This window comes from Streptosporangium canum (assembly GCF_900113865.1).
In the GTDB taxonomy this organism is placed as follows: domain Bacteria; phylum Actinomycetota; class Actinomycetes; order Streptosporangiales; family Streptosporangiaceae; genus Streptosporangium; species Streptosporangium canum.
This window is the reverse complement of sequence record NZ_FOQY01000003.1, coordinates 128,096-140,311: the sequence shown is the minus strand read 5'-3', so window position 1 is coordinate 140,311 and position 12,216 is coordinate 128,096. Positions and strand designations below refer to the sequence as shown.

Below are 12,216 nucleotides of genomic sequence, written 5' to 3'. Positions count from 1 at the left end.
CGGTTCGGCTTGCGGAACTGGCGTGTGCGGTCGCGCCTCACGGCTCTGATCCTGGTACCGACCGCGGTGGGCGTCGTGCTCGCGGGCACCCGCGTGGTCGCCTCCGTCGACAGCGTGGCGGGCTACCAGCGGACCGCCTCGGCGGCCGAGTACTCCGGTGACATCCGCGACCTGGCCCAGGCCCTCGGTCTGGAACGTGACCGGAGCGCGTGGTCCTCCTTCCAGACCTCGAACAAGGGGCTGAAGGACAGCGCCGAGGCGCAGATGAAGACCGTCGACGCGCTGATCGGCAAGGTCCGGCTCGACCTGCAGGCGATCGACGACTCCTACGGCGTCCGGACGGCCGAGGCCGCCAGGGACGTGGGCTACCAGCTCTCCGGCCTGAAGGAACTGCGCCAGATACCCGGGACGAACCGCACGGAACGGTACGGCCTCCTGATCGCCCCGCTGCTCCAGCTCCACGAGGAGCTCACGCTGGTCAGCGACGACCCGGAGATCATCGGCAACACCCGTGCGCTCAGCGCGCTGGCCTACGCCAAGGAGGAGGTCTCCAAGCAGCGGGCCCGCCTGCTGGCCGGCTACTACGTGCCCTCCCTGGTCAACGCCCAGGAGATCGAGAAGTTCATCGCCTCCCGGTCCCGCATGGAGGAGTACAAGGCGGACTTCGGCGTCGAGGCGAGCCCGGCGAACGGTCAGCTGCTCGTCAAGGCCATGATCGACGAGAAGGTGCACCGCGCCGAGCTGACCAAGGCCAGGGCGATCGTGCTGGCCGGCGACCCGCGGAACGAGGGACGCCTGCTCTCCGACTTCGACGAGGTCAAACAGTGGTTCTCGGACAACGGCGCGATCCTCGACCGGATGCGGAAGGTCGAGGTCAAGGTCGCCGGTGACGTGATCACCCGGGCCCGGATGCTGGAGGACACCGAGCAGCGCAACGCGATCATCGCGTCCGGGCTCATCCTCCTGCTGCTGCTCCTGGTCCTCGGTCTCACCGTCCTCATCGCCCGCTCGATGGTCCTGCCGCTGCGCCGCCTGCGCGCCGAGGCGCTGGACGTCGCCGGATTCACCCTCCCCGAGGTCGTGCGCAGGCTCCGGGTCTCCGGAGACTCCCAGACCCCCGAGATCGCCCCCATCTCGGTCGACGGCAAGGACGAGATCGGGGAGGTCGCCAAGGCCTTCGACGAGGTCCACCGGCAGGCCGTACGGCTGGCCGCCGAGGAGTCCGAGCTCCGCTCCAACATCAGCGCGATGTTCGTCAACCTGTCGCGCCGCACCCAGACCCTGGTCGAGCGGCAGATCTCACTGATCGACGGCCTGGAGAAGGGCGAGGAGGACGGCGGCCGCCTGGCGGACCTGTTCAAGCTCGACCACCTCGCCACCCGGATGCGCCGCAACTCCGAGAACCTGCTGGTCCTCGCCGGTCACGAACCCGCGCGCAGGCGCAGCCAGCCGGCCAAGCTCGTCGACGTCGTGCGCGCCTCGCTGTCGGAGGTCGAGGACTACGAGCGGGTCCAGGTCAAGGTGCACCGCACGATCTCGGTCGCCGGGAGCGCCGCCAACGACATCGTCCACCTGGTCGCCGAGCTGGTGGAGAACGCCATCCAGTTCTCGCCCCGGTCCAGCCAGGTCGTGGTCTCCAGCAGCATGATCGAGGGCGGCGGCGCGCTGCTCGCGGTCAGCGACGCCGGCATCGGCATGACCACCGAGGAGCTGATCGAGACCAACCGCCGCCTGGCCGACCCGCCCGTCGTCGACGTCTCGGTGTCACGCCGGATGGGCCTGTTCGTGGTCGGCCGGCTGGCCCTGCGCCACGGCATCCGCGTCCAGCTCCGCCCGCAGGAGGCCAGCGGCCTCATCGCCATGGTCCTCTTCCCGCCGGAGCTGATCGTCGAGGCGATCCAGCCGCCGTCCATCACCCCGTCGTGGGGCGCCCAGTCGCGGGCCCCGCAGCCTGCCCCGGACCAGAACCCCTTCGCCCAGACCTCCTTCGGCCAGACGTCGTTCGGGCAGGCCTCGATCCCCCCGGCCTCGATCCCCCCGGCCTCCTCGTTCGGGCAGACCTCGCTCGGGCGCGCTCCCGGCCCGCAGGCCCTCCCGTCCGGCTCGACATCGTTCCCCGGCGACCAGCCGGCCCCGGGCCGCAGGCAGCCGCTCCCCGCGGGCCCGCCCGGCGCTCCGGCGTCGGCCGCCGACTACCCCCTCCCCAAACGTCCGGTCCCGGGGACGAACGCCGCCGGGAGCGTTCCAGGCCCGGGTTTCTCCTCCTGGGGGCAGAACTCCCAGGACGACCCGGCGACCGCGTCGATGCCGGCCGTACGGGTCTCCCCGCTCGAATCCGAGCAGGAGGAGTTCCTGCCGATCTTCGCGTCCATCGAGTCGGCCTGGTTCCGCCGGGCCGAGAACACCGGTGAGCACGCCGTCGCCGCCGGGGAGGCCGCGCGGCACGCGGGCTCCCCGCTGACCGATCCGCTCGGCTCCGAGATCGAGGAGGCCCCCACGCCTCCGGACGGCCTGCCGGTCCATGAACCGGTCCATGAGCCGGTCCATGAGCCGGTCCATGAGCCGGTCGGGGAGCCGGTGGAGGTCCGGGAGGCGGGCGGCTGGCAGACCCCGGCCGACGCCGGTTGGCAGGCGGCCCAGGCGGCGAGCGACCCCACCCTCGGCGGAATCACCTCGGCGGGCCTGCCCAAGCGGACTCCCAGAGCCAACCTGGTGCCCGGCGCCGCGGCCAGCGTGCCGTCCACCCCGATGCCGTCTCTCTCGCCCGAACGGGTACGTAGCCGCTTGTCGAGTTTCCAGCAGGGTGTACGGCGGGGCCGTGCCGAACTGAACGAGGACACCGCCAGGAGCCTGGCGGATAGGGAGGAGGGCTCGTGACGACCCTGAGCCATGAGGCGCGCAGGTTCGACTGGCTGATCACCGAGTTCGTCCGCGCCACCCCCGGCGTCGCGCACGCGGTGTGCGTCTCGGCGGACGGGTTGCGGATCGCCAGCTCGGAGGGGTTCCCGGACGACCGCGCGGACCAGCTCGCCGCCGTCGCGGCGGGGCTGCTCAGCCTGACCGTGGGCGCGTCCCGCGTGTTCGAGGGTGGGGCCGTCACCCAGACGGTGGTCGAGATGGAGCGCGGCCTGATGCTGGTCATGGCGATCAGTGACGGCTCCTGCCTCGCCGTACTGGCCGCCGCCGACTGTGACATGGGTCTGGTGGCCTACCAGATGACCCTGCTCGTCGACCGGGCCGGCCAGGTGCTCACCCCGGCCCTCCGGGCCGAACTGCAGTCCTCCCGGGGGCGGTAGTGGCCGAGCTCTTCACGGGAGAGAGACGTGCTCGGGAGTGACGGAACCGGGGACGAAGAGCCCCTGTTCCGTCCATACGCGGTCACCGGCGGCCGATCCGAGCCCCGGTATCACATGGCGATGGAGACGCTGGTCTCCTCCTCCTTCATCATGGAGGAGGAGCTGGCCCTGCTCACCCCCGAGCAGGACGCCATCATCAGGCTGTGCCGTTCGTTCCGGTCGGTCGCCGAGATCTCGGCGCTGCTGAGGGTCCCGCTCGGGGTGGCCCGTGTGCTGGTGGCGGACATGGCCGATGAAGGTCTCGTCCGTCTCCACCAGCCACGCCTCGACCAGGGACAACCGGACCTCAACATGCTCGAAAGGGTTCTCAGTGGACTTCGCAGGCTCTAACCATGGCGGCCTGACCTCGACGAAGATCGTCGTGGCGGGCGGGTTCGGCGTCGGCAAGACCACGTTCGTGGGCGCCGTGTCGGAGATCCTCCCCCTGACCACGGAGGCGGTGATGACCGACGCCAGCGCCGGCATCGACGACCTCGGTCTCACCCCGAACAAGGCGACGACCACGGTCGCGATGGACTTCGGGCGCCTCTCGCTGGACCGGGACCTGATCCTCTACCTGTTCGGCACGCCCGGCCAGCACCGGTTCTGGTTCATGTGGGACGACCTGGTCCGCGGCGCGCTCGGCGCGGTCGTCCTGATCGACACCCGGCGGCTGGCCGACGGCTTCCCGGCGATCGACTACTTCGAGGAGGCGAATCTCCCCTTCGTGGTCGGCGTCAACGGCTGGGACGGGCAGTTCCAGCACACGGAGGAGGAGGTGCGGGAGGCCCTGGCCCTCGCCCCGCACGTTCCCGTCGTGCGCACCGACGCCCGTTCCCGCGGCTCCGTCAAGGGCACGCTCATCACGCTGGTCGAGCACGTCCTGCGGGTCCGCGCGACCCACGGCACGTCGGTCTGAGCCCCCGCCCCCGGATCTCACCGGGACGGGGGCGCCCGGCTCCGGCACGCTCCTCGTGGCAGGAGCCGTCACCGGTCATCCGGCCGTGGCACGTCCCTCGCGATGGTGGCCGGTGCCGTTCACCCGGCCGTCGCCGTGCCGCCGGCGCTCAGCCCGCGAGGAGGGGCCGCAGATACCCCGCGGTCACACCGGGCCCCGCCGCGATCGTCGCCGGAGGGCCCTCGTTGACGATCCGCCCGCCCCTGTCGCCGGCGCCCGGTCCCATGTCGATGATCCAGTCGGCGCAGGCGGCCACGTGCAGGTCGTGTTCGGCGATGACGACCGAGTTGCCGCCCGCGAGCAGCGTGTCGAACGCGTCGACCACACGCTGCACGTCGGAGGGGTGCAGACCGGTGACCGGCTCGTCGAGGATCACCAGGCCCCGGCCGCGGCTCCCGCCGCCCAGCAGGATCGCGTTGGCCAGCTTCAGGCGCTGCGCCTCGCCTCCGGAGAGCTCGGTCGCGCTCTGGCCGAGCCGGAGATAGCCCAGACCGGCCTGCTGGGCGGCGCGCAGTGTCGCGGCTAGGTCGGCGCGTTCGCCGAAGAACTCGGCCGCCTCGTCCACGGTCATGTCCAGCACCTCGTCGACGGCCTTGCCGCGGTAGGTGACGGCGAGCAGCTCGGGGGTGAAGCGGCGTCCCTCGCAGACGTCGCACCCGACCCACATGTCCGGCATGAAGTGCATGTCCACCTGGCGTCTGCCGTAGCCGGCACACGCCTCACACCGGCCTCCGCGGGAGTTGAAGGAGAACGCCCCCGCGCCGAGCCCGCGGCTCCTGGCCTCCGGAGTGGAGGCGTAGAGCCTGCGGATCGTGTCGAACGCCTTGGTGTAGGTGGCCGGGCTGGAACGCGGTGTGCGGCCGATGGGGTTCTGGTCCACGACCGTCACCCAGTCGAGCAGCCCGGCGCCTTCGATCCGGGCGACGGCCCGCGGGCGCTCGCCGCGGAGCACGGCCTCGAGGCTCGCGCCGAGCGCCTCGTGCAGCAGGCTGCTCTTGCCGCTGCCGCTGACCCCGGTGATGCAGGTGAGCGCGTGGAGGGGGATGTCCACCCGGTCCAGGCGGACGTTGTGCGCCTGGACGCCGATCAGGCCGAGCCGGGGCGTCGTGGCGGGGTCGGAGCGCCGGGTCCGGCGGACACGGGGACCGCGTCCGCCGAGATAGGCGCCGGTGATCGACCGCTCGTCGCGGCTCAGCTCCCACGGCGGAGCGGACGCGACGAGCCTGCCGCCCTCGCGCCCCGCTCCGGGGCCGAGGTCCACCACCCAGTCGGCCAGGGCGATGAGCTCGGGGTCGTGCTCCACGAGCAGGACGGTGTTGCCCGCGTCGCGCAGGTCGTGGAGGATCTCGCGCAGCGGGTGCTTGTCGGCGGGGTGCAGGCCCGCCCCCGGCTCGTCGAGGACGAAGACGATCCCGGTCAGGTCCGTGTTCAGCTGGGCGGTGATCCGCGCCCGCTGGAGCTCGCCGCCCGACATCGACGGGGCACTGCGGGTGACCTGGAGGTGTCCGAGCCCCAGCTCGACCATCAGCCGCACGCGGCGGGCCAGGCCGGGCAGGATGTCGCCGGCCACCTTCCGCTGCGTCGGGGTGAGCGTCGGTTCGATCGTGTCCACCCATCCGCGCAGATCCTCGACGGGGAGCCTGATCACCTCGGGGTAGGTCAGGCCGGCGAGCCTGACCGTCAGGCCGACCTCGCCGAAGCCGGTGCCGCCGCAGCGGGGGCACTCGGTCCGGCGCATGAACCGGGCGTAGTGCTCTCTGGCCGCGTCGGTGCCCGCGGCGTCGTGGAGCCTGGAGACTTCGGAGACCGCTCCCCTCAACGGCACGCTGCGCTCGACGGTGACCTCGGCGCCCGCCTTCCGCTGCCTGGTGGTGATCTTGTAGGTGATCGGCCCGTCACCCGTGCCGTGGAGCACCGCCCGCCGGAACTCCTCCGGCAGTTCGCGCCAGGGCAGAGCGAGGTCCGCGCCGTACCGCTCGGCGAGGGCGGGCAGCGCCCAGAACTCCCCGGAGTTGGCCCGGTCGAACCACGTCCCGGCGCCCGCGAGCAACGGCAGGTCCGGCCGGGTCACGATCCGATCCTCGGCCGGGCGGACCTCGACGCCCATACCTCCGCACGTCTTGCACCGGCCTTCCATGCTGTACCTGTCGAAATAAGCACTGGTCAGCCCGCGTAGCTCGGGGAACTCCCGGGCTTCGGGCCCCAGCGCCGGCATGCGGGCGAACAGCAGGCCGAGGAAGTCGTCGACCCCGGTGACGCTGCCGAGGGTGGAGCGCGGGTTGCGGTTCAGCCGGCGCTGGTCCACCGCCAGGGTCGCGCCCAGTCCGGAGATCCGATCGACCTGCGGGCGGTTTCTGGGCGAGATGAACTGGCGGAAGAACAGCGAGACGCCGTTCAGATACCTCAGCTGGGCCTCGGCGTGCACCGTGTCGATGGCGAGTGAGGTCTTCCCGCTGCCGCTGACACCGGTGAAGGCGACGATCCTGTTTTTGGGGAAGGTGACGCTGACGTTCCGCAGGTTGTGGGTCCTGGCCCCGACGACCGTGATCACGTCGCCGTCGGGGGTGCCGTCCATGTGGCTCACCGGTGCTCCTTCGGAGGTCGATCGCGGACGGACTCGGACGCGCGAAGCCGGGGAACGTCGCCGAGGAGTGGCGCGGCCCGGACTTCCGCGGCGGCGCGGGGCTGCGGCCGGAGTCACGGACCACCCTAGACGATATTTTTGGGGTTGCTATAAATTTGCAGCAACCCTATGTTTGTTGTGAAGGTCCGGGGGGTGTCAGGCGGGCATCCAGTCCTTCCACACGATCTTGTTCGCCTCGATCCACTTGCGGGCCGCCTGGTCGGCGCTCAGGCCGCCGGTCATGTCGTCCGCGACCGCGTTCTGCTGGTCGTTCGTCCACGTGAAGTTGCGCACCAGCTCGTAGGCCCGGCCGCCGGTGTCGGCGAACCTCCTGCTCACGATCTTGTCGAGCAGGTAGGGCGGGTAGTCGCAGGCGACCTTCGCGGCGTCGGCGTCGCAGCCGATCGCATAGGGAGGGAGATTGATCTTCGCCAACTTGATCTGGGTGAACAGCCACTGCGGTTCGTAGAAATACATCAGCAGGGGAGTGCGCCGCCGGGTCGCCAGTTTCGCGGCCCTTATCAGGGCTTTCTCGCTGCCCGCGTAGACGACCTTGTAGTCGAGCCCGAGATTGCGGACCAGCGCCTCGTCGTTGGTGACGTAGGAGGCGTCCCCGTCGAGGAGCTGACCGAAATTACCTGATTTATCAGTCTTAAATAGATGGGCGTACTTGTTGAGCTTCCGCCAGTCGGTGATGTCCGGGTACCGGTCGGCCATCCACTGCGGGACATACCAGCCGATCACCCCTTTGTTTCCGTTTCTTCCGGCGGAGACGGCGACCTTCTTCTCCTCGATGTAGGTCTTCTTCTCGGCCTCGCGGCCCCAGTTCTCGACGATGACGTCCACCGTGCCCTTTTCGAGCCCCTCCCACGATTCGGCCTCGTTGAGCTCCACCCTGCGCACCTCGTAGCCGAGCTCCTGTTCCAGGAGCCGGCCGAGGACGGCCGCGCTGGCCTCGTAGCCCGCCCACCCGTTGATGGCGATCCTCACGGTGCCGCCGGTCGGCGGGGGCGCCTCCTGCTCACCGCTGCACGCGGTGAGCAGGAGGAGCGCCGCGGCGACCCCGGCGAGTTGTCTTCTCACGGAATCGGCCGATCGTTTACTGGGGGATCCAGGAGGCCCAGACGGACGGGTTGGCCTCGACCCACTTCCTGGCCGCGTCCTCGGGGCTCAGCCCGTCGTTGGTGATGCCGTTGGCCACCGCGTTCTGCGCCTCGTTGGTCCAGGAGAAGTTCTTGACCAGCTCGTAGGCCTTGCCGCCGGTGTCGGCGAACCGCTTGCTCGCGATCTTGTCGAGATCCAGCGCGGCGTAGTCGCAGGCGACCTTCTTGGGGTCGGCGTCACAGCCGTCGGTGTGGGGCGGCAGGTTGACGCGGACCAGATCGACCCGGTCGAACAGCCAGTGCGGGTCCCAGAAGTAGAAGAGCAGTGGCTTCTTCTGCCGCTGGGCCTGGGTGGCGGACTCGATCAGCGCCGCCTCGCTGCCGCCCACGACCACCTTGTAGTCCAGCTTGAGATTCTTGATGATCGCTTCTTCGTTGCTGACGTAGGACGGGTCGCCGAAGAGAAGCTGGCCCTTGCCGCCCGACTCCGAGGTCGCGAACAGGGCGGCGTACTTGTTCAGGTTCTTGTAGTCGGTGATGCCGGGATACTTCTCCGTCATCCACTTGGGGATGTACCAGCCGATGACGCCCTTGTTCCCGGTGGAGCCCGCCTCGACGGCGACCTTCTTCTCCTCGATGAAGGTCTTCTTCAGATCGTCGTGGCCCCAGTTCTCCACGATGAGGTCGACGTCGCCGCTCTCGAACCCCTCCCAGGAGACCTGCTCGGCGAGCTCCTTCTTCTCGACCTTGTAGCCGAGCTCCTTCTCCAGCAGATAGGAGAGCACCGCGGCGCTGGCCTCGTAGCCGGCCCACGGGTTGATGGCGATCCTCACGGTGCCGCCCGCGGCGGGCGCCGACGATCCGGCGGCGCCCGCGGACGTCCGTGCCGTGCCGGTGCCGGTCTCCACCTTGGCGCCACCGCAGCCCGCGGCGGCCAGTCCAAGTGCCAGAACGCCGGCGAGCAGGCGGACCCTGCGTCCGATCCTCATGCGATCCTCTTCTTTAGGGGGACTTTCGGGGGGAAGGGCGCCCATCGGCGCCCTGCGTGATCCGGTCGAGCATGATCCCCAGCAGCACCGTGGCGACCCCGGCCGCGAAGCCCATGCCGAAGTCGGTGCGCTGGGAGAATCCGGAGACGACGTCGTAGCCCAGGCCGCCCGCGCCGACCAGGCCGCCGACCACGACCATGGCGAGCGTCATGACGATTCCCTGGTTGGCGGCGAGCAGGATCGCCCGGCGGGCCATCGGCAGCCGCACCTTCCACAGCAGCTGCCGGTCGGTGGAGCCGCAGGAGCGCGCGGCCTCCACGGCGACCGGGGACACGTTTCTGATCCCGTCCTCCACCAGCCGGACGACCGGCGGCACCGCGTAGATCACCGAGGCGAAGATCGCGGTGAACCGGGTCGCGCCGAACAGCGCCAGCGCGGGCAGCAGGTAGACGAAGGCGGGCATGGTCTGCGCGGTGTCGAGCAGCGGGCGTTGCACGGCGGCGAACCGGGGGGAGCGGGCCGCCGCGATGCCGAGCGCGAGCCCGGCGGCCAGGGCCGGCACCACCCCGGCCAGCACGGTGGTGAGCGTCTCCATGGTGTGCTGCCAGAGCCCGAGCAGGGCCGTGGCGAGCAGGCAGCCCACCGCGACGGCCGCGGGACGCGCCCCCGCGGCCCGCCATCCGGCCGCGAGCACGACCGCCGCGACCAGCCACCAGGGGGCGGTGGTGAGCACGGTCTGCAGGGGGTTGAGGAGGGCTTCGGTGACGCCGTTCCTGATCGCCTCGGTGGCGCCGTACCAGGAGAACTTGGCCCAGTTCACGGCCTCGTTCACCGGTCCGGCGAAGCGGAGCACCCACTCCCGGGGGAACTCGGCGGGCAGGAGGCGGGCCGCGATCCCGGCGACCAGGAGGATCACCGCCGGGGCGGCGAGCCGGAGCCAGGCGGAGGAGACGCCGGGCGGCACCGGCCCGCGCGTCGCGGCGGCCATGGTGATCCGGTCCAGCACGACGGCCATCACCACGATGGCGATGCCCGCCGGGAGCATGACGCCCACGTCGGCCCGGGAGAGCCCGCGGATGATGTCCGAGCCCAGCCCCGGCGCGGCGATCAGCGCCGCGATCACCACCATGGACAGCGCCATCATGACGGTCTGGTTGATCGCCAGCGCGATCGTGGCGCGCGCCATCGGGAGGTGCACCTTGCGCAGCGTCTGCCGGCGGGTGGCGCCGAGCGAGGTGGAGGCCTCGACGGCGGCCGGGGAGACCTGCTCGACGGCCAGCGCGGTGATCCTGATCGCCGGAGGGATCGCGTAGATCATCGTGGTGATCGCGGCGGACGCGGGCCCGATCTGGAAGAACAGCACCATCGGCGCCAGGTAGGCGAACGTCGGCATGATCTGCATGACGTCGAGGACCGGGGTGAGCAGGCGGCGCAGCCGTACCGAACGACCCGCGGCCACGCCCAGCGGCAGGCCGATCAGCAGTGAGAGCAGGACCGCCGCGAGCACGAGCGCGAGCGTGTCGACGCTCGCCTCCCACAGCCCCAGCACCCCGAACGAGCCGGTTCCCAGCATGGCGACCAGCGCGGTCCGGCGGCCGCCCGCCAGCCGGCCCAGCGCGCCCGCGACCCCGATCAGCCCCACCCAGCCGAGGCCGTCCAGCACCAGGTGGAGGGCGTCGTGGAGCCCGCCGACGGCCAGTCGCACGTAGTTGACGAAGAACAGGAAGACCGGGCTCTCGTTGCGGTTGGCGTCCACCCAGTCCCGCACGTCGTTGACCGCCCCGAACTGCGCGGCGTCGTCGTCGTGGGGCAGCGGCGCGGTGCCCCGGAAGAGCAGATAGGCGGCCACGGCCACGGCCGCGCCGGTGAGCGGCGCCAGCCAGGGCGGCAGCGGCCTCCGGGAGCGGCGGGCGGGCGGGGCCGCCCGGGCAGGGGAGAGCGCGGCGGGCGGCGAGGTCACGCGCCGGCTCCGGCCGCCGGCCGGCGGGATCCCGGTACGGCCGGCGCCGGGCCGCCGGCCATGGCTCCGAGGATGTCGAGGCGGTCGACCACGCCGATCAGCTCCCCGTCCCGCACGACGCGGATCGGCCGGGCCGACTCCATGGCGGCCGGCACCGCGTCGCGGATGACGGTGGACGCCGCGAGCACGGGACCGTCGAGGTGGTCCTCCCGCAGCGGGGGGCGGCAGATCCAGCGCAGCGAGAGCACCTCGCTCCTGGGCACGTCCCTGACGAAGTCGGCCACGTAGTCGTCGGCGGGGGCGCCGACCAGCTCCTCCGCGGTGCCGAGCTGGACGATCGAGCCCGCCCGCATGATCGCGATGCGCTCGCCGAGCTTGAGCGCCTCGGACAGGTCGTGGGTGATGAACAGCATGGTCTTGCCGACCTCGCGGTGCAGGCGGACGACCTCCGCCTGCATGTCCCGGCGGATCAGCGGATCCAGCGCGCTGAACGGCTCGTCGAACAGGAGCACCTCGGGGTCTGCGGCCAGTGCCCGGGCCAGGCCGACGCGCTGCTGCATGCCGCCGGAGAGCTGGTCGGGGCGGGCGTCGTCGGAGCCCTCCAGGCCGACCAGGGAGAGGATCTCCCGGGCCCGCCGGTGCCGTCGCGCCCGGGGCACGCCCTGGACCTCCAGCCCGTAGGCCACGTTGTCGAGGACCCTGCGGTGCGGCAGGAGGCCGAAGTGCTGGAAGACCATGCTGACCCGGTGCCTGCGCAGGTCCCTGAGCTGGGCGGGGGAGGCGGCCCGCACGTCCTGGCCGGCGATCGAGATCTCCCCGGCGGTCGGCTCGATCAGCCGGGTCAGGCAGCGGACCAGGGTGGACTTGCCGCTCCCGGACAGGCCCATCACGACGAACACCTCGCCGGGCCGTACCGAGAAGCCGACGTCCCTGACGGCGGCGACGCAGCCTGTCCTGTCCCGGAGCGCGACCGGGTCGAGCAGCGCGTCGGGGCCGCCGAGAACGCGCTCCGCCCGGGGGCCGAAGATCTTCCACAGCCCACGGACCTCGATCGCGGCACCGTCGGATGGGGCCACTGTCTCCTCCAAAACTCGACGCCCGGATTCGGGGGGCTACGGACGTAAGGAGTCAAGATATGGGGGAAATATCACGAATCACAATCATGTGATCTTTTTGGGGTCGTCGCACTTCTGCCGCGTTATCGCCTGCTCGCCATTCTGGAACGGTGCAAACGGCCATATAGGCACG

9 protein-coding genes are annotated in these 12,216 nt (G+C 71.0%); 4 read left to right on the top strand and 5 right to left on the bottom strand.

Features of this window, described 5'->3' with window-relative positions:
• Window positions 1-24: 24 nt before the first annotated feature.
• The 4 genes from BM085_RS05260 to BM085_RS05245 are packed head-to-tail and all read left to right on the top strand — an operon-like array spanning window position 25 to window position 4,254.
• Entirely contained in the window at window positions 25-2,877 is a 2,853-nt protein-coding gene (locus BM085_RS05260; protein ID WP_177244960.1) for a nitrate- and nitrite sensing domain-containing protein, read from the top strand.
• Window positions 2,874-3,296 (top strand): roadblock/LC7 domain-containing protein, encoded by a 423-nt coding sequence (locus tag BM085_RS05255; protein WP_093885895.1) that lies wholly within the window; start codon window positions 2,874-2,876, stop codon window positions 3,294-3,296. Before BM085_RS05260 ends, BM085_RS05255 begins: the two co-directional genes overlap by 4 nt.
• Window positions 3,297-3,323: 27 nt before the next feature.
• On the top strand, window positions 3,324-3,686 hold the full coding sequence (locus tag BM085_RS05250; protein WP_031158931.1) for a DUF742 domain-containing protein: 363 nt from the start codon (window positions 3,324-3,326) through the stop codon (window positions 3,684-3,686).
• Entirely contained in the window at window positions 3,667-4,254 is a 588-nt protein-coding gene (locus BM085_RS05245; protein ID WP_093885894.1) for a GTP-binding protein, read from the top strand. The genes BM085_RS05250 and BM085_RS05245 overlap by 20 nt, the downstream gene beginning before the upstream one ends.
• Before the next feature lie 148 nt (window positions 4,255-4,402).
• On the opposite strand, the gene BM085_RS05240 is transcribed toward BM085_RS05245, so the two are convergent.
• The 5 genes from BM085_RS05240 to BM085_RS05220 all read right to left on the bottom strand — a co-directional run bounded on the left by BM085_RS05240 (window position 4,403) and on the right by BM085_RS05220 (window position 12,044).
• Window positions 4,403-6,868: an excinuclease ABC subunit UvrA gene (locus BM085_RS05240; protein ID WP_093885893.1), complete on the bottom strand. Its 2,466-nt coding sequence runs from the start codon at window positions 6,866-6,868 to the stop codon at window positions 4,403-4,405.
• A 204-nt stretch (window positions 6,869-7,072) separates the two neighbouring features.
• Window positions 7,073-7,999 (bottom strand): ABC transporter substrate-binding protein, encoded by a 927-nt coding sequence (locus BM085_RS05235; protein ID WP_093885892.1) that lies wholly within the window; start codon window positions 7,997-7,999, stop codon window positions 7,073-7,075.
• Between the two features lie 16 nt (window positions 8,000-8,015).
• A complete protein-coding gene (locus tag BM085_RS05230; RefSeq protein WP_093885891.1) occupies window positions 8,016-9,008 on the bottom strand; it encodes an ABC transporter substrate-binding protein in 993 nt (330 codons plus the stop codon).
• A gap of 13 nt (window positions 9,009-9,021) precedes the next feature.
• On the bottom strand, window positions 9,022-10,968 hold the full coding sequence (locus tag BM085_RS05225; protein WP_093885890.1) for an ABC transporter permease: 1,947 nt from the start codon (window positions 10,966-10,968) through the stop codon (window positions 9,022-9,024).
• On the bottom strand, window positions 10,965-12,044 hold the full coding sequence (locus BM085_RS05220; protein WP_093885889.1) for a quaternary amine ABC transporter ATP-binding protein: 1,080 nt from the start codon (window positions 12,042-12,044) through the stop codon (window positions 10,965-10,967). Before BM085_RS05220 ends, BM085_RS05225 begins: the two co-directional genes overlap by 4 nt.
• Window positions 12,045-12,216 lie beyond the last annotated feature (172 nt).